A 17,662-nucleotide genomic window follows, 5' to 3' on the forward strand; every position below is an offset into this window, starting at 1 on the left:
AACAGACATGAAACCGAAAAGAATATTAATGCTCGCGCTGTTATCAGGTCTTATTACAACAGGCATCTTTTATCTATTTATGAACCAGGCTAGTTCTAGTTCAGTCGAAAAGGAAGCAGCAATGGTAGAGATTGTTGTCGCTGGTGAGGACATAGAGAAGAATCAGACAATCACAGAGGAACAGCTTGTTACCAGAGAAGTAGAAGAAAGCGAAGTTCACCCTGAGGCAATCAAAGATACAGCTGAAATAACCGGTAAACTTGCTATTACGGAAATCAAGGCAGGGGAGCCGTTGATGAAGCATCGGGTGCAAAGCGGGAAAGATGAGGAAGAAGTCATCGCCAGAAAAGTGACGGAAGGAAACAGGGGTTTTTCTATCGAGGTTGACTACGTGAAATCCGTCTCCAATATGATAGAGCCAGAGGATTATGTTGATATCGTAGTTAGCGTTGGAAAAGAAGAAGCAACTACCTCGGAACTTATTCAGGAAAAAGTCAGGGTGCTAGCGGTCGGAAAGCGGATGGTGGAAAAGAAACCAGATGCACCAGATGAAGAGTATCACGCCGTTACGCTGGAGCTGACTCAGGAAGATACGGTGAAAGTAATCAATGCCAGCGAGCGAGGCAGGCTGCATTTAGCGCTTCACAGTAAAGTGACAGGACAGGAAAAGGAAGCAGCAGAGGAAAAAGAGCAGGAAGAAACAAGTGCGGAATTGGATCCGCTGCCTTCCAGGTCAGTCATTCGTTCGGGCCCAGGGCTTGATCAAGGAGTCATCACAGTCGTCGATCAAGGTACCGTCTTGCTTGATTTAGAGAAGGAAGAAACCGATGGAGATGGGCGGATTTGGTTGAAGGTAGAAACACCTGATCAGCAGGAAGGCTGGATCAGCTCAAGAATCATCAAGTATAAGGGTGAATAAATGGAGAAGGGGCTGACAGGTACGATGGAGCATCAACAAGCTATCGATTCCGGTTTTGAAAATAAGGTAGTTGCCGTTTGCAGTGCTACCGGCGGCATGGGAAGAACAACCATCGCAGTCAATCTGGCAGCCCTGGCTGCCAAAAACAAAAAGAAGGTCACTATTCTCGATGGTGACCTGCAATTTGGAGATGCGGCGATGGCATTGGATTTGAAAGGTGAAAATACCATCCAGCACATCGTAGAGAGGAATGATTTTGCCAATAGTCAGGACTATTGCCTGAAGCATGAGAGTGGAGTTCAGTTACTGGCTGCGCCAACACGTCCAGAGTATGCGGATTTAATTACACCGGCCAGCCTTGTCAGAGTACTGGAAGCGACGGCTTTACATGCGCAATTGTTACTGGTGGATGTTCAGGCTGGTCTGACAGAACATAATATCCAGCTTTTAGAACAAGTGGACCGTATTCTGGTTGTGACGACGCCAGGTATGGCTGCATTGAAAAATACAAAATTAATGATAGAAACGCTGGATGCTCTCGGATGGAAAGATAAGGCGAGCGTAATTGTCAATAAATCAACCGGTATGACGTTAATGGATGTCCATGACATTACTGAGCTGTTACAAGTGGAAGAAGCCTTTTATTTACCGGATGAAGATAAGCATGTTCCGCTTGCTATGGAACGAGGAATACCAGTGGTGATCAGCCACCCCAAGCTTCCGTTTTCTAAAGAATTAGCTAAAATCAATGGGCACTTGTTTCCACCTGCATTATCGGATACGCCTGGACATAAAACACTGGCCAGGCGACTTACCAAAAAGCTTAGGTTTGAGGGGGAAAGATGATGAGTTTATTAGCAAAACTGCAATCAAAACATCAAGGGGAAGCTGAAACGACGGAACGTACAACGGTGATTGCAGAAGTACCTGAAGAAAAAGGTCATCAGCCTGTGGCAACAACAGAAGCTGCGCCTGCCCTTGATCCCATCAAGCCGAAGAAGAAAGAAAGAAAACAAGTGAAAGCAGAAAAAGTAGCAGATGAGCATAAAGAGCTGAAAGACCTGATTTTTAAGTACATTTTGAAGGAACGTCAGAATGAAGATGTGGAAGAAATCATTTCTGATTTGGATGATATTATAGAAGAAATTTTTAATGAAAATGAAGACTTGAATGTAGTCAACGACCTTGACCAATTAAAAGCAGAAATCACCAATGATTTGACCGGGTACGGCCCGATCAACCCACTGCTCCTTGATGAGGAAGTAACAGAGGTGATGGTGAACGGCCCCCAACAAGTATATGCCGAGCGGGGCGGGAGGTTAGAGCTGACAGATATTACTTTCCGTGATAACGACCATGTCATGGCTGTACTGGAAAAAATCGTGGCACCGCTTGGACGAAGAGTGGATGAAAGCAGCCCGATGGTAGACGCACGGCTTAAAGACGGATCGCGGGTAAACGCGATTATACCACCGCTGGCGTTGGGCGGTCCGACGATTACGATTCGAAAATTCTCTAAAGATCCTTTCACCATCCATGATTTAATCAGGTTTGGTACGTTGACGGAAGAAATGGCAGCCTTCACCAAAGCCTGTGTCGAAGCGAAGCTGAATATATTTGTCAGTGGGGGAACAGGTTCCGGAAAAACGACAACCCTTAATGTATTATCCTCGTTCATCTCCAACAAAGACCGGATTGTGACAATTGAGGATGCCGCCGAGCTTCAGCTGGGACAGGAGCATGTCGTATCGCTGGAAACACGGCCCCCTAATATTGAAGGAAGAGGCGCCATTACGATACGTGACCTTGTCCGGAATTCGCTTCGGATGCGACCGGACAGAATTGTCATCGGTGAGGTGCGAAGCGGGGAAGCGCTTGATATGCTGCAGGCGATGAACACCGGACATGATGGATCACTGGCGACAGGCCATTCGAACAGCCCTCGTGACATGGTCGCCCGACTGGAAACGATGGTATTGATGGCCGGTATGGAACTCCCTGTTAAAGCAATCCGGGAACAAATTGCCGGGGCTCTGGATGTTATCATTCAGCAATCCCGCCTGAAGGATGGCTCGCGAAGAATCACCAATATTACAGAGGTGCAGGGGTTAGAAGGAGATATTATCGTATTACAGGACATTTTTACGTTCAAACAGTTTGGCGTCGATGATAATGGAAAGATTATTGGAAAGCTGGTGCCAACAGGAGTCCGTCCTAAATTTTATGAACGCATGGAACATGAAGGCATCCATCTCCCTGCCTCTATTTTTATGGAAAAAGGAGAATGACAGATGCAGTGGATTTTACTTATCTCCCTATTCTTTACGATCTTTCTCATCATGCTGGCAATTACGATGCGGAATCCATCAGACACGGATACTCATGCAGAAAATAACCCACTGACATTCAAGGATACGTTGAAAAAAGCGAACCAGCAGCTGAAGCTCCTGCTGCTCAGGAAAAAGAAAACAACCAGGAAAAAAGGGCGCCTGGAACTGCAGATCAGTGCAGCCGGTCTTTCGATGAAAGTGGAGGAATTCCTTATATTCAAATGGTTCGCCGTCATTATCACCGGGGGCATTTTCCATTTGATTTTTAACGATTTATTCCTGGTATTGGTAGGCGCAATTATCGGACTGCTACTGCCGGGACTTTGGCTTAAGAGAAAGCAGACAAAGCGGCTGAAGGAATTCAATGCTGGTCTGCCAGGAATGCTGACCTCGATTATCGGTTCGCTTCGTGCCGGATTCAGCTTTCCTCAGTCTCTGCAAATGGTGGGAGAAGAGTCTTATTCGCCGATAAAAGAAGAAGTTCAGCATGTATTGAAGGCGATGCAATACGGGACAAGTATCGAGGACGCTCTGGTTGACTGGAAAAAGCGAATGCCGAGCGATGATTTATCCTTATTAGTCGAAGCCATCCTCATTCAGCGGCAGGTCGGCGGAAACCTTGCTTATCTGCTTGATAAAATTGTAGAAACGACCCGGGAACGGACAAAAATTGAAAACCAGATTAAAACACTGACTGCCCAGGGAAGGCTGTCGGGCATCATCATAAGCCTGCTCCCGGTAGTGCTTGGTATTATCATTTATATGATGAATCCTGATTATATCGGTACACTCTTCACCAATCCAATCGGTCAGGGGATGCTCGTCGCTGCAGGCATTGGGGGGATCATCGGTTTTATGTTGATTCGGAAAATAACGACCATCGAGGTGTAAATTATGCTGTTTATCTATATAAGCTTTTTCCTATTTTCGTTCCTGCTTACCTATGCACTGGCAGCATTACGCGCAGAAAAGAAATGGTTGGTGAAAAGGCGAATCGATGATTTTATAACAGCCCCTGCAGGTGTGGGTGGGGAGATGGAAACAGAAGATCCTTCCTTTTATAAACGGATAGTAGCACCGGAGTGGAAAAAGCTGAAGCGGCGTTACCAGAGACGGCTAGGGAGAGAAAAAGCCTCCAAATTAGAACTTAAACTTTTACAGGCAGGGGAGCCATTTGGGTTTACTCCTGTAGAATTTAAAATATTCCAGCTCGTACTTGTCAGCTTTTTCTTCCTGATTGGGGCAGCAGCAGGTATGCTGGCTGGTACAAGTTTGGCATTCATCATTTTATTCGCTGTACTTGGTGCGGGGATTATCACTGTGCTACTCAACCATTTTTTAAAAGCGAGAGCCTTGAAGCGAAGTAAAACAGCTGTGAAAGAATTACCAGATACCCTCGATTTATTGACCATCAGTTTAGAGGGAGGGCTTGGTTTTGATGCCGCACTAAGTAAAGTGGTAGCAAGAAAGCGTGGGGTGTTATCGGATGAATTCAAAGTGTGTCTGGAAGAAATCCGGTTAGGAAAGACAAGAAAAGAAGCTTTAAACGGCATTAATCAACGGCTTGATGCAGAAGAGCTGAAGTCATTGATTTATAATATTGTCCAGGCGGAGAAGCTCGGAATAGGAATGGTTTCTGTACTAAGAGTCCAGACCGAAGACATCCGGGAACAGCGGAAGCAAAGAGCGGAAGAGGCTGCCATGAAAGCCCCGATCAAAATGATGTTTCCCTTGGTGTTGTTCATTTTTCCTACGCTGTTTATTATTCTGCTGGGGCCAGCCATTCTCCAGTTTCTGGATGCGTTTAAATAAAGGTAGGCTCGTTATTGAGAGAAAGAACACAACGATACGACATTACTAAAAAGCCCCTGGCAATACTGCCAGGGGCTTTGCAATTAATCTTTCGGTACCACGTTTTCAATTTCTGACCAGTCAAATGTGCCGGCACGGATTTGCTCACGGCGTTCCTGAGTAATGATGTCCGGTGGACCATCACCATTTGGCCAGTCATTTTCGTGATCATCCCAGACTGGGCGGTCATGGGACAGGACATAGGCAGCTAAGTCTGCTGCTTCCTGTTTCGTCAGTGTATTTTCGTCTCCTTTAGGCATGTTGGCCTGGATATAGCCGGCTGCTTTGCTGAGGCGGCCCATACCGGCGCCATCATTAAAGGAACCATCTCCCCATAACGCAGGTCCTGAGTTAGGGCTTCTTCCAGCTCCATCAGCCCCATGACAGGTGATACAGCCTTTCGTTTCATATAACTCTTCTCCACGGGCTACATCAGGCTCTGGTGTTTTATCGAAAGTCGGTGTTTGAAGGCCTTCCATATCGTCTCCATGCTGTTCTGCCCCTTCGGATAAGTATGTCATATAGGCGACCATAGCACGCATTTCCCTGCTGTCATGATCCAGTTTTTTACCATTCATGCTTCGTTGCATACATCCGTTCACACGATCTTCCAGGGTGAAAATGGTGTCTGAGCGTGGACGGTAAACTGGGAATTGTCCTGCAACTCCCATAAATGAATTCGTATTAGAGATACCGCCATTTGCGTGACAACTTGTACAGGAAAGTTCGTTGCCAACCTCGTCAGCAAGCATCGTGTTCGTATTATACATTAACTTCTCGCCATAACGGATTTCTTCTGTCATTGGATCATCTGGATCCAGTTCGCCTAGTGTACTTTCATAATGGTTTGGTGTGTCAAACTCGGACTCAGAATTATTAGAGCAAGCTGCAAATGCTGCAATAATTAAAAGTAATAGAGCGATCAGCCATTTGTTTTTCCACATGCAACTGCCTCCTTTTCTTGTTAACTTCGTACATTAGTCTGCCGGGACAACATTTTCAATTTCTGTCCAGTCAAATTCTCCATTTTGAATTTGTTCGCGACGTTCCTGGTCGATGATATCAGACGGGCGACCGCCATTTGGCCAATCATCCTCATGTCCTTCCCATTCGGGGCGATCCTGTGAAAGGATATAGGCAGCCAGGTCGGCAGCTTCCTGGTCAGTCAATTCCTCATCATCACCAGGTGGCATATTTCGTTTGAGGAAACCTGCCATTTTCGATAATCGAGACATACCGGCTCCGTCGTTAAAAGAATCTTCTCCCCATAGTGCCGGTCCAGAGTTTGCTCCTGTACCTGAACCATCCTGGGCGTGGCAGGACATGCAGTTCTTGGTTTCGTACAACTCCTCACCACTGGCAACATCTGGTTCCGGTACTTCTTCCATTGTGTTTTGCATACGCCAAGGAATATCTGCGCCATGATCGATACCTTCGGATATGTAGGTTAAGTAAGCGACCATTCCTCGCAATTCGTCACTTTCACGATCGAGTTTTTCCCCATTCATGCTTCGGACCATGCAGCCATTGATCCGGTCAGATAAGGTGAAAACGGCTCCTTCCCTTGGACGGTATTGTGGGAATTGGGTAGAAACACCGACCATGGATGAACCTTGGCCAACACCACCATCAGCATGGCAGCTTTGACAGGAAAGCTCATTACCGACCTCATCAGATAAGACAGTATTTGTCTCATTAAAGGCTTTTTCTCCTAATTTGATGTATTCGGTCATTGGGTCATCCGGATCCAAATCATCGGTAGAAGGAGGATCATATTCTGGTTCTTCTGGTGTCTGGTCAAAAGGTGCGGATGGAGTAGATGTATCATTGTTTGAACAAGCTGCAATGCTGACAATGATCAAAAGCAGCATCCAAAATAACCATTTGTTTTTGAACATTATTACCAACCTCCTGATATGAACGAAACTGTCAAGGCTCCCACTCTCCAAGGTTTTTTAAATTATTTTTGGGCAATTTTAAGAAGAGAAGCTGTTTTGGCTTCTTTCTTTGGTTACTCTTATTAGCCATTCTGGCTAAATTATCTCTTACCTTTAGCTTACCAATTACCTCTCACCTCGCAGAAGGGCTGTCAAGTGTATTCCTTGACTGGTCTTCTGCGAGGTGAGACCCTACTTTAAAGCTAAAGATAACGTCGGTTCGTCCCTCCTTTTATTCCTTTTAAACAGTTGAATAGAGGGTAAGAACACGGCACGAAGGCAAAAATCTCTACTGCGGTTTGCATTCTGATATCCGTGGGTTTTCACAATTTATCTTTCCGTATAAAGGACTAATCCACTAACTCGAGACGTGCGTTATTCTTATAGAAATAGCACAGAGGAGGCACGTGGGTTTTCCTTTCCGGTATTACCTCTTTGCCTTCGAGCCCTATTCTCATCCATCTATCTAATTTAAATGAAGCTTATAATGAATTCAGTTAAACCTCTACATTTCAAATGTTTGAAACATCTTCTAACTCTTGAGTGATCGCCCAAACAAAACCAGCTAATTCTCTAGCCACTGCAGTAATAGCTTTACCGCTTTCTTTACCTCTGGATAATAATCGATAATACTTCTTGTGAAGCCTGTTTTGTGCCTTCCAGGATATTGATTGGATATTGGGGGCTTGACCATGTTGTCTCTTTTTTAATTCTCCTTTTACTGCAGGTCGATAACGATAACTCCAGGCCGCTTCTACTAATAAACGTCGTGCGTGGCGATTTCCTGTTTTCGTAATATCACCTTGTCGCCTACTCTCCCCACTTGAAGATTCACTTGGAATCAATCCAAGATAAGACATAAACTGTCTAGGAGAAGGAAAACGCTTGAAAGAACCAATTTCAGCTACAAGACTTGCTGCTGTAATCAGCGCCACCCCTCTTAATGATTGAAGAGCTTGAATGGTTGGCGCGTGCACACCTTCGGTTGCCTGAACTCTTATTTCTTCTTCCAGTCTTAAAATTCGTTGTTCTAACTCTTGTATTTGATGATAATACTCCTGAAAAACTACTTGTAAGGAAGAGCGTTCAAACTTTAGTGCATCCAGCCAATCTCGATACTTTCTGGTCCACCTATTAACTCCTGGGGGTGCTTGAATATTATTGCGCAGGAGAAATTTAGTTAAACGATGCTTCGCCCTTAGCTCATCTTCTTTAGCGTCTTCACGTGCCCTGACTAGATCGCGAAGTGCTTCATCCTCAGGGGTGGGAACATAAATAGACGTTAATTCCCCAGCTCGATATAATTGAGCGAGACGAATAGAATCCCTGCGATCTGTTTTGATACGCTCACCAGGTCTTTGGGGAATTAAGGACGGCGCGATAACCTCACAATGAACATCCAGGGTAAGGAAAAGCCTATATAATGCATATCCTGTGGGGCCAGCCTCGTAACAAAACCGTAAGGCTTTTGGATCCCCAAGTTTTTTCACCAATTTCTTAATTGCTTCTGGTGTATGAGGTATCATCCCCCAGTACCTGGGCGCTTCGCGCCCTTCTTCAGCGATAGCGACTGCAATTTTTTCCTTTGATACGTCTAAACCAACGTATTTAATGGTATCCTTCATAATAACTAGCTCCTTCCGTAATGTAGCTCTGGTTTGGTTTTTGTTTAGCAGTAATCATTCTAACCAGATTAACCTACGATTTTACGAGTAAGGAGCTAGTTTTCGTTCATGATAACTCGTCTAGTTGTTACAACTACTATTACCCCCATTTTAAAAGCTATTTAGCTTGGAAATGGAGCAAATGGGAATTCTACATATAATCTTCATAAAATTACAACTTATCTGTAAAAGGGGAGAACTGGACTTGGCCGGTCACATTATTAATACCTTTACCCCATCGGCTATATTTGAAACATATTGGAAAAAGAAAAAACAGGAGACCCAATAATAAGAAAGGTCACCTGTTTAAGGGGTTATCTATATTGCTCCGGAAAACTTGTAATATCAATGCCCCAGACTAATGGCATCAGTAAATAGATGAATATCGCAATGATGAATATCGCCAGTATGTTTAATAAGAAACCGGCTTTTGCCATGTCAGGAATCCTTAGATACCCGGACCCGAAGACAACAGCGTTCGGTGGGGTGGCAACCGGAAGCATAAAAGCACACGAAGCAGCCAGTCCAGCACCTATCATCAGACTATATGGATGAACATTGATTGCTGCTGCGAGAGAAGCCATAATCGGAAACATCATCGTTCCGGTAGCTGTGTTGGAGGTGATCTCAGTCAGGAAAATGACGAGACCGATAACAGCGATCAGAATAATAAAGAAATTTACATTGGCAAGTACAGTCAATTGTTCCCCAAACCATTCGGCTAGACCGGACTGACTAAACCCGGCAGCGATTGCGAGCCCTCCACCGAATAGCAAAAGGATCCCCCATGGCAATTGTTTGGCAGTATCCCAATCTATTAACGCTTCCCCTCGGTAGCGTTTGGAAGGAATAACAAAAAGAATTAAGGAAGCAGAAATAGCAATAATGGCGTCATCGATGCCCGGAATAAATTCGGCCAATAGGAATGATCGGGTGATCCACGCTAGTGCTGCAAATGTAAAGACAGTCATTACTGCCTTTTCTTCTGGCACCATCTTACCTAAGGCTGACTGTTCATCACGAATGACTTTTTGTCCTCCAGGCAGCTGGTCGAACTTCATTTTATAAGCGACCTTCACCAGGTAGATCCAGGCGATAATTAAGAATACCGCGGAGATTGGCACTCCAAATAACAACCAGCGGGCAAAGGAAATTTCAACCCCATATAATTCCGATACTACCCCGGCGAATATTGTGTTCGGTGGGGTCCCAATTAATGTTCCCAGCCCCCCGATGGAAGCGGAGTAGGCGATACCCAGCATCAGCGCTTTACCGAAATTGAAATTTTCAGGGCTTGTATCAATGGAGTCGTCATCCTTTAATAAATCGGAAACTTGATAAATGATTGCAAGACCGATCGGAACCATCATCATGGCTGTGGCTGTGTTTGAAATCCACATGGATAACCCGCCAGTTGCGACCATGAATCCGAGTATGATTTTTTCTGTACTGGTTCCGATCAAAGAAATGATCCACAGCGCTATTCGTTTATGTAAATTCCAGCGCTGCATTGCCAATGCGATGATGAAACCACCCATGAACAGGAATATAGTATCTGATCCATAGGAAGAAGCTGTTGCATCCATGTCGAGTCCGCCAGTCAATGGAAACAAGACAATGGGAAGCAGGGATGTGGCGGGAATAGGTATTGCTTCTGTGATCCACCAGGTGGCAATCCAAAGGGTAGAGGCTAAAATAGCCACCCCTTCTGCAGAGAGGGATTCTGGTTTCACGAATAGTAAAGTTAATAAAAATAAGAGTGGTCCCAGCCATAGACCAATTTTTTGTCTGGGATCGAATCCGGAAGGGGGTTCATCCCCTTCCTGCTTATGGCGTGTGCTTTCAGCGGATTCTGTATCCCACTGGGAGTTGTTTCCGCTTACAGAAAACTTCATCAGGTTTTTTGCTTCATGATGCAAAACCCACATCCGCTTCCACACAGCAGTTGCGCTATTCATCAGATTCATTTCTTTACCTCCTTGGTCAGTATAATTGGTATTTACCACAATAACATAAATCATCAGCTGATTATTTAAATACATATAAAATTTCGACAATTTACCTAGAGACCAGTCTTTAATTAAGGAAAAAAAGACCACCGGGGATAGGTCGATGGTCTTTACTGAGATTTTAAAACAGCTTTCCTTGTCGGTATAGAATAGTCGATAGTTTAGTTACAGCATGGATATAGCAATTCTGCCGTAATGGGAATGGATCTTTAAAAAATTGCGGAAAGATCGTGTCTAACGTATGCTGCATTTTATCGTATAACAACTCAAAAATCTGATCTTCTGTATAGAATTGTGTTTCCCTTCCTTGCATCCATTCAAAGTAAGAAACGATGACACCACCGGCATTAGCGAGTATATCAGGAACGATAAGCACTCCATCTTCACTTAAATACTCATCTGCATCTTCTGTAACCGGGGCATTGGCGCCTTCCACAATCAAACGGGCTTTTATATTTTTCATATTACCCGGGTGAATCTGATCTTCTAAGGCTGCCAGAAACAGAGCATCTACCTCCTGTTCGAGTAAATCATCACGATCGTGGACAGTAGCTTTAATAGCATGTTCGGCCAACGCTTCTTCATCGGCAGGGAGGTCCCCTTCATGGTCCATCGTATACTCAATCAAAGCTGGAATATCTAAGCCATCTGAATTATAGAGCATGACGTTGTGGTCGCTGACGGCCACAACTTTATTTTGCAGGTAGTCACATTGATAAGCTTGAAGAGCAGCCACAGAGCCCACATTTCCAAATCCCTGGATGGCTATTGTCAGCGGACGGCCATAATGGGCCATGGCTGTTCTGGCAAACCGGTTGTCACTGTCTTCCATCCAGGTTTCGTTATTTTTGATAAAGTTGTGCATCATATATCGGAAAGTAAAATATACCCCTTTACCAGTAGCTTCCCGTCTGCCTAAAGAACCTCCGTTGATGACACTTTTTCCCGTAAAGCTGCCGCGGTAAGTCTGGCCTGGGTGGATGGTTTTGTATTCGGCCATCATCCAATCCATTTCCCGTTCGCTTGTCCCGACGTCGGGGGCTGGTATATCCTTTTCCGTACCTAAAATATCACTGAAATATTGCACATACTTTTTACAAATCAAATTTAGTTCTTTAGGCGAATATTCCCGCGGGTTGATAATAACTCCGCCTTTTCCTCCACCGAAAGGTACTTCATGAAGCGCGTTCTTTAAAGTCATCAGTTTAGCAAGGTTGGAAACCTCATCTTCATTTACAGATTCGTGAAAACGGATGCCTCCTTTGTAAGGTCCTAATGTATTGTTATGTTGAACCCGGAAAGCGGGGATGCGGACGACGGTCCCATTTTCCAGGGCGATCCTCAGAAACGATTTATTGATATGGTTTGGAGTCGAAAGTATGGATACCAAGGATTTGAATGCCTGGCGTCTAGAGTCGCCTTGTAAGTCCGGTAAAAACGTTTCGTCTTCCAGTAGTGCGTTCAATGATCTGCCAATAATGTCTTCCGTCTTCTTTTCCATAAAAAAACATACCCTCCTGTAAAAAGAATAACTGCTACTATTTGTATCTTCCCCTTTATTACAAAATAGTAATCGTAAAGTTACATAGAGGTAACAAATCATGACCTGCGTAAGGAATATGTGATAAACTAGAAAGCTAGCAAGCCTATTTATTGGAGGTTTCAGTAGACGTGATGAAGAGAAATTCAGGATCAGGTGTCCGCTCAAAACTATATGGCTTAGTTCACCATCCTTACTTTACTAACACCGTACTATTCTTAATTTTTATCAATTCAATCACCATCGGTTTGGAAACTTATCCGGGGATTTTTAAGGAATATCAAAACTGGTTTGTTGTAATAGAAGGTTTTTTTCTTTGGTTTTTCACTATAGAAATCATTTTAAGAATAATTGCCCACCGGCCTGTGCTGCATTTCTTTAAAAATGGCTGGAATATCTTCGATTTCATTATTATCGGCGGGGTACTGATTTTCAGTGGTACTCATTATATTTCTGCTTTACGGATTCTTCGTGTTTTGCGAGTCATGCGCACTGTTTCCGTCAGCCCGTCACTGCAGCGTCTGACCACTGCATTGTTACGAACTGTGCCTGCTATGGCCAACATCCTTTTGCTATTAGCAATTGTGTTTTATGTGTTTGCTGTGATTGGTGTCATTTTATATCGTGATCTGGCACCTGAGTACTTCGGTTCTCTTCATTTATCCATGGTGACATTGTTCCAGGTAGTTACACTGGAATCCTGGGCGAGTGGTGTGTTCCGGCCAATATTTGAAGAGGATCCATGGTCGTGGATTTATTTTATTTCTTTCATCTTGATCGGCACCTTCATCGTTCTTAATTTGTTTGTCGGAGAAATTGTCAATAATGTCCAGAAGGTTAATGAGATGTATGAAGCGAAGGAGAAAGAAAAAGAAGGAAAAAAAGAAGTGGATCACGAGATGCTATTAAAAGAAATTGCCGAACTGAAAGCGATGATAAAGGAAAATCAGGACAACAAATAAAGGCGGCCCAAACGGCCGCCTTTTTACATTATTCACTTTCAGTCGGAGCGTCATTATCAGGTGTCTTTTGTAATACTTTCAAACCTTGGCCCATATCAGAAGCGAGGACGTAGTTACGGTCTACATAAACACCCCAGATATTAGAACGACTAGGTATATAAGCTCCCGTTTCAACTGGATTTGCCGGATCGGTGATATCCACTGCCCGTACACCCCCGGAATAGTGGGACAAGTAAAGCGTATTGCCTCTTACTTTCGGGTCGTGGACGGTAGCGCCGCCTGGTATTGTTTCAGTAAAATCCGTTTTAAAAGAACTTAGCAAGGTAGGTTTTGTCTTATCTTTTATGTCATAAATCATTGTGTAACCATAGGCTGACTCAAAGCCTTCACGAACAGGACCGAATACTTCTCTCGTCTCAATCAGAACATTTCCGCCTTTAGCAAGTGTGGAAGAGTGCGCTGCTCCCTGAACAGTCGGAGCGAAGTCTGTTCTTCCCATATATACAGGGTTTTCAGGATCTTTGATATCGAGAATAATCGTTCCTAAATCCCAATAAGAGAGGTAAGCGGTGTCGCCATTATTATCTGTCATAACACTATGGGCGAAAGCGGCACGGCTTAAACCGTCTTCATCCGTCCAATTATAGCCATCATAGTTGTCATCACTGACTTCATCGATGTGATCCCTTGGATCGAATTGATATATAGACTCAGGGTTCGCCGGGTCACTGACATCGACTAAATGAACGTCCATCTGTTCGCCATGGGAATAGTAGTCAGCATAGTTATTGGCTGTCATCACATATGGCTTTCCATTCTGGACGAATAAGTATAGTTCGTGTGTGCCGCGGGCTCCGGATGTATCTTCCCAAAATCCTAGTTTTTCAGGATTTTCAGGATCGGTTACATCATATAAAAGGAAACCACCGGTGGCATCAGAATCACGGTCGAGCTTTTGCACACTGACAGCAGCCAGATCGCCTTTAAAGTTTGGTGTGTTTACGGATTTTACGATCACTTTTTCCTGCCAGGTACCTTCATGATGGCCAAAAGAAGTGACTTCTTTCGGATTGGCAGGATCCTTCATATCAAAGACCCGCACACCGCCTTCTCCGCCATTGCGAGTGTGGGTTCCAAGATAAGCATAGCCTTTGTAGCTGTAAACGTCAGCTGTAGAATTTTTCACTCCATCCTTCACTTCCTGCAGCTCTACAGCAGCAACTTCTTTCCAGTGGCCGACATTTTTAGTTCCTTCTAAGAGTGGAACCGAAAGTTCCTCACCTTCCAGGTTTTCACCTTTTTCTCCTCCACCGCCCAGTTCATCATGGGCGAACGCTGTGGCGGGAACCAGGGAAAATGTCAACGCTCCAGCTAAGGTCAAGTTCAATATCCGTTTCTTTTTCAAAATGGAAACCTCCTGAATGATCTGTATTATTCTCCATTCCCGGGTTGGAGGGTTTTTCCAAATTCAGTATATCCTAGCTGGGTGTTATTAACAATAAATTATGAATTTTCAGTAAAATAAGCCTGCATAAATAAGTATTTGTTCCTAACATATTTATTATTTTCTCTGTTGGTTTTACAGAAAAGCTCCCAGTTGCTGAAGACTCAATTTCGAGACTTTTGATTGCGGTTATGGTGGCCGGGAAAACGGATCGCTTTCCGTGGGCATGTTGTGAACTTTCTAGGATTAGCCTTGCGGATCTCACCGCTCATTTTCATCCCACAGGATTTTGAAATACTTCTTTGAAACGACACCGCACGAAGGAAATGCGTAGCATTTTCGAGGAGTCTCACCGAACTCCCGTGGAAAGCGACTCGTTCCCCCACGCCCCGCTCCTCCAACCAATATCTCGAAATCAAGTCTTCGACTTTTCAGTCCTTTAATTGAATAATGAAAAACCAGCCCAGAACTGCCCTTTGAGGAGAACTGTAAGAGGAGATGTTTTGGTTTAGAAAGGATTCATAGTGGAAAACTTACATGGAGCAAGTACTATCCTATAGAGAAGGTGAATGTGTTGATCATTCGGTTCGGTTATGTCGCTCATGCTTTGAACCTGTGGGATGCTTCTCCGCAGAAAACCATGACATTTTCCCGCTGGAAGCAGTTAGGGGAAGAGGAAAGAACTAACAAATTACATGAAATCACGAGGAAAAACCTCCATCATACGTTACGGGCACTCCATTATAATATTGCTCATGAAATCAAGCTGTATCGATTATCATCCTCCATTGTGCCATTAGCCACACACGAGGATGTGAACTGGGATTACATATCACCATTCCGGGAGCTTTATGAGGAAATTGGAGCGTTGGTGAAAAAACATGAAATCCGAACGAGTTTCCATCCTAATCAATTTACGTTATTTACAAGTGACAAACCGCATGTGACGCGTAATGCCGTGCGGGATATGGAATATCATTATAGTGTAGCTGAAGCAATGGGGCTGGCAAAAGAATTATCCATTAATATTCATGTAGGCGGTGCCTATGGAAATAAAAAAGAAGCCGTCGGCAGGTTTCATGACAACCTGCTTCAGCTTCCAGGCCACATAAAAAAACAGATGACTTTAGAAAACGATGATAAAACCTATACTGCTGGCGAAACTTTGGGTATCTGTGAACAAGAATCGATTCCGCTAATGTTTGATTACCATCATTATATAGCTAATCATGAGGAGGGGGAGAGCCTGGAGACTATTCTTCCACGCTTTATGAAGACATGGGATCATTCTCCCCATCGCCCGAAAATTCATGTTTCCTCTCCTAAGTCTGAACAGGCGTTTCGAAGCCATGCGGATTATGTGAGTCTCGATTTTTTGCAGCCGTTGATCACAGACTTGAAACGTAACGGCCGATCTGTTGACGTTATGGTCGAAGCAAAAGCAAAGGATCGGGCACTGCTTCAGCTGGTCGAGGAAATGGCAGCTATGAGAGGCGTGAAGCGAACCGGAGGAGCTACTTTAGAATTATGAGCAGCTTAGTCACGATTATGTATTTCAAAAGCCGCACGAATTCCAGATTCAATCGCTCCTTCGATCCATCCATGAAAAGAGGAAGTGTGTTCACCCGCGAAGTGCAGTCGCTGTTCAGGTAGAGGGATGATATCCGCATAGTTAACTTCCTGGTTAGGGGTAAACAGGGTAAAGCATCCAGACGAAAAGGGATTTTGACTCCAATTAAAAGTGACTCCCTGAATAAATTCGTTGTACACTTGCGGACCGTAAACTTCCGCAAGTCCATCTAATGCCAGCCGGATATGCTCTTCTTTGGGACGGCTGTTCCATAAGAGAGCATTATGTCCCCAGTTATAGCTGGCCAGCAGGACGGCGGGGCCTGGTTTTCCAATATTCTGACTGGGTACATAAGCAAATCGCAGCGGAGTATCGGATATGATATTCCCGAGTTTTTGTTGCTCCCAAAAACGGCTCTTGAACTCAAGGGCTATTTTTACAGAAGGGATATTGGGCAATTCTTTAATGACTGACCATTTTTCAAAAGAAATGGAATCATAGGGCTCTACCTTGATGAACTGGAAAGCTGTAAATGGAATGGTAGTGATTCCGAAATCGCCGTGAAAACAATGGGACTCTCCTGTCATCCTGTCTTTGGTTTGAAACAGTATCTCCTTATCTTTCTGAATAATTTTAGTTATTTCCTGGTTCAGGTAGATACGATCACCGAGTTCAGGCAAAAAAGCCCTTGGAAGCTGGTCGTTTCCACCTGGGATTTGATAAAATTCAGTAGCCTCACTGAAAATAGGGTAGATGATATCTGTCAGAATATCGACGAATGAGAATTCCGGAAAGCCCTCTATGCCTAATAGAACGCTTATTTTTCTAATAGCGTTTACCGACATGGATTGACCGAGCGGGTTATTCTTTAGAAAGTCTCCCATAGAGTAACGGGCAAATTTTTTACGCAGCTCTTCTTGTTGTTCTTCATTGCTTGCATTGTATAATTCGAGGAATGGCTGGACAGCAGATAGAAGCAGCTCTGTAGCTGTCTTTCCTTTTTCCCAATCTTCCACAGGGAAATATAACGAATCCGGATTCTCTTCATATTGTTTACGTGTCACGATACGACCATTAGCAAAAAACAGGTCGTGGGGAGAGGTATTGACAAATTTAGCTACAGGCAGTCTGAACCGGCGTATGTACTCGAAAACGAGGGCATGGTTATCGGGAATACGCATGGCTCCTAATTCTATATAGTTGCCTTGGTGAAAGGGTTGCCTAAGTGTAAAAACCCTTCCTCCGATACGGTCATTTCCCTCCAGTATAGTAACCTCATGTCCAGCCTGTCTTAATAGAAGAGCGGCGGTTAAACCAGCCATTCCCGCACCGGCTATCACTACTTTTTTTGGCCGTGATTTTGGCTGCAGCCCTTCTCTTAATAGTTTAATCATATCTTCTGGATAGTTAAGTTCCTGATATGCTCTTTTTTTCAT

14 protein-coding genes are annotated in these 17,662 nt (G+C 44.2%); 7 read left to right on the forward strand and 7 right to left on the reverse strand.

Annotation, left to right across the window (positions count from 1 at the left end):
• The first annotated feature begins 7 nt into the window (after nt 1-7).
• Genes cpaB through B9Y67_RS00905 form a run of 5 tightly spaced genes read left to right on the forward strand, consistent with a single transcriptional unit; the run spans nt 8 to nt 5,061 of the window.
• The gene (gene cpaB / locus B9Y67_RS00885) at nt 8-919 is read left to right on the forward strand and encodes a Flp pilus assembly protein CpaB (RefSeq protein WP_085504924.1); all 912 of its coding nucleotides are present in this window, start codon (nt 8-10) and stop codon (nt 917-919) included.
• The gene (locus tag B9Y67_RS00890) at nt 920-1,765 is read left to right on the forward strand and encodes an AAA family ATPase (RefSeq protein ID WP_085504925.1); all 846 of its coding nucleotides are present in this window, start codon (nt 920-922) and stop codon (nt 1,763-1,765) included.
• A complete protein-coding gene (locus B9Y67_RS00895; RefSeq protein WP_139823693.1) occupies nt 1,765-3,207 on the forward strand; it encodes a CpaF family protein in 1,443 nt (480 codons plus the stop codon). The genes B9Y67_RS00890 and B9Y67_RS00895 overlap by 1 nt, the downstream gene beginning before the upstream one ends.
• A 3-nt stretch (nt 3,208-3,210) precedes the next feature.
• A complete protein-coding gene (locus B9Y67_RS00900) occupies nt 3,211-4,140 on the forward strand; it encodes a type II secretion system F family protein (protein WP_176223876.1) in 930 nt (309 codons plus the stop codon).
• Nucleotides 4,141-4,143: 3 nt separating this feature from the next.
• Nucleotides 4,144-5,061, forward strand: coding sequence for a type II secretion system F family protein (locus tag B9Y67_RS00905; protein WP_085504926.1), 918 nt, complete (start codon nt 4,144-4,146; stop codon nt 5,059-5,061).
• Nucleotides 5,062-5,144: 83 nt separating this feature from the next.
• On the opposite strand, the gene B9Y67_RS00910 is transcribed toward B9Y67_RS00905, so the two are convergent.
• The 5 genes from B9Y67_RS00910 to B9Y67_RS00930 all read right to left on the reverse strand — a co-directional run bounded on the left by B9Y67_RS00910 (nt 5,145) and on the right by B9Y67_RS00930 (nt 12,211).
• Entirely contained in the window at nt 5,145-6,044 is a 900-nt protein-coding gene (locus B9Y67_RS00910) for a c-type cytochrome (protein WP_085504927.1), read from the reverse strand.
• Between the two features lie 33 nt (nt 6,045-6,077).
• Nucleotides 6,078-6,998 (reverse strand): c-type cytochrome, encoded by a 921-nt coding sequence (locus tag B9Y67_RS00915; protein WP_085504928.1) that lies wholly within the window; start codon nt 6,996-6,998, stop codon nt 6,078-6,080.
• Between the two features lie 551 nt (nt 6,999-7,549).
• Nucleotides 7,550-8,662 carry an IS110 family RNA-guided transposase gene (locus tag B9Y67_RS00920; RefSeq protein ID WP_085504929.1) on the reverse strand — a complete coding sequence of 371 codons (1,113 nt, stop codon included), beginning with the start codon at nt 8,660-8,662 and terminating at the stop codon, nt 7,550-7,552.
• A 353-nt stretch (nt 8,663-9,015) separates the two neighbouring features.
• Entirely contained in the window at nt 9,016-10,668 is a 1,653-nt protein-coding gene (locus B9Y67_RS00925; RefSeq protein WP_441007542.1) for an SLC13 family permease, read from the reverse strand.
• 163 nt (nt 10,669-10,831) lie between these two features.
• A complete protein-coding gene (locus B9Y67_RS00930; RefSeq protein ID WP_085504930.1) occupies nt 10,832-12,211 on the reverse strand; it encodes a Glu/Leu/Phe/Val family dehydrogenase in 1,380 nt (459 codons plus the stop codon).
• Nucleotides 12,212-12,384: 173 nt separating this feature from the next.
• On the opposite strand from B9Y67_RS00930, the gene B9Y67_RS00935 reads away from it, so the two are divergent.
• Nucleotides 12,385-13,212 (forward strand): ion transporter, encoded by an 828-nt coding sequence (locus B9Y67_RS00935; RefSeq protein ID WP_085505098.1) that lies wholly within the window; start codon nt 12,385-12,387, stop codon nt 13,210-13,212.
• A 28-nt stretch (nt 13,213-13,240) separates the two neighbouring features.
• Here B9Y67_RS00935 and B9Y67_RS00940 read toward each other — a convergent pair whose 3' ends face one another.
• Nucleotides 13,241-14,617: an LVIVD repeat-containing protein gene (locus B9Y67_RS00940; RefSeq protein ID WP_085504931.1), complete on the reverse strand. Its 1,377-nt coding sequence runs from the start codon at nt 14,615-14,617 to the stop codon at nt 13,241-13,243.
• 613 nt (nt 14,618-15,230) lie between these two features.
• On the opposite strand from B9Y67_RS00940, the gene uvsE reads away from it, so the two are divergent.
• Nucleotides 15,231-16,187: a UV DNA damage repair endonuclease UvsE gene (gene uvsE, locus B9Y67_RS00945; protein ID WP_085504932.1), complete on the forward strand. Its 957-nt coding sequence runs from the start codon at nt 15,231-15,233 to the stop codon at nt 16,185-16,187.
• Between the two features lie 5 nt (nt 16,188-16,192).
• Here the strand turns inward: uvsE and B9Y67_RS00950 are convergent, their stop codons facing one another.
• Entirely contained in the window at nt 16,193-17,662 is a 1,470-nt protein-coding gene (locus tag B9Y67_RS00950) for a flavin monoamine oxidase family protein (RefSeq protein ID WP_085504933.1), read from the reverse strand.

Source organism: Thalassobacillus devorans (assembly GCF_900176565.1).
In the GTDB taxonomy this organism is placed as follows: Bacteria; Bacillota; Bacilli; order Bacillales; family Halobacillaceae; genus Thalassobacillus; species Thalassobacillus devorans_A.

Excerpts from the sequence above, each read along its gene's own strand:
- B9Y67_RS00900 (WP_176223876.1), top strand. The coding sequence starts at position 3,211 with ATGCAGTGGATTTTACTTATCTCCCTATTCTTTACGATCTTTCTCATC.
- B9Y67_RS00890 (WP_085504925.1), top strand. The coding sequence starts at position 920 with ATGGAGAAGGGGCTGACAGGTACGATGGAGCATCAACAAGCTATCGAT.
- cpaB (WP_085504924.1), top strand. The coding sequence starts at position 8 with ATGAAACCGAAAAGAATATTAATGCTCGCGCTGTTATCAGGTCTTATT.
- B9Y67_RS00905 (WP_085504926.1), top strand. The coding sequence starts at position 4,144 with ATGCTGTTTATCTATATAAGCTTTTTCCTATTTTCGTTCCTGCTTACC.
- B9Y67_RS00915 (WP_085504928.1), bottom strand. The coding sequence starts at position 6,998 with ATGTTCAAAAACAAATGGTTATTTTGGATGCTGCTTTTGATCATTGTC.
- B9Y67_RS00895 (WP_139823693.1), top strand. The coding sequence starts at position 1,765 with ATGAGTTTATTAGCAAAACTGCAATCAAAACATCAAGGGGAAGCTGAA.
- B9Y67_RS00910 (WP_085504927.1), bottom strand. The coding sequence starts at position 6,044 with ATGTGGAAAAACAAATGGCTGATCGCTCTATTACTTTTAATTATTGCA.
- B9Y67_RS00950 (WP_085504933.1), bottom strand. The coding sequence starts at position 17,662 with ATGAAAAAAAGAGCATATCAGGAACTTAACTATCCAGAAGATATGATT.
- B9Y67_RS00925 (WP_441007542.1), bottom strand. The coding sequence starts at position 10,668 with ATGAATCTGATGAATAGCGCAACTGCTGTGTGGAAGCGGATGTGGGTT.
- B9Y67_RS00930 (WP_085504930.1), bottom strand. The coding sequence starts at position 12,211 with ATGGAAAAGAAGACGGAAGACATTATTGGCAGATCATTGAACGCACTA.
- B9Y67_RS00920 (WP_085504929.1), bottom strand. The coding sequence starts at position 8,662 with ATGAAGGATACCATTAAATACGTTGGTTTAGACGTATCAAAGGAAAAA.
- B9Y67_RS00935 (WP_085505098.1), top strand. The coding sequence starts at position 12,385 with ATGAAGAGAAATTCAGGATCAGGTGTCCGCTCAAAACTATATGGCTTA.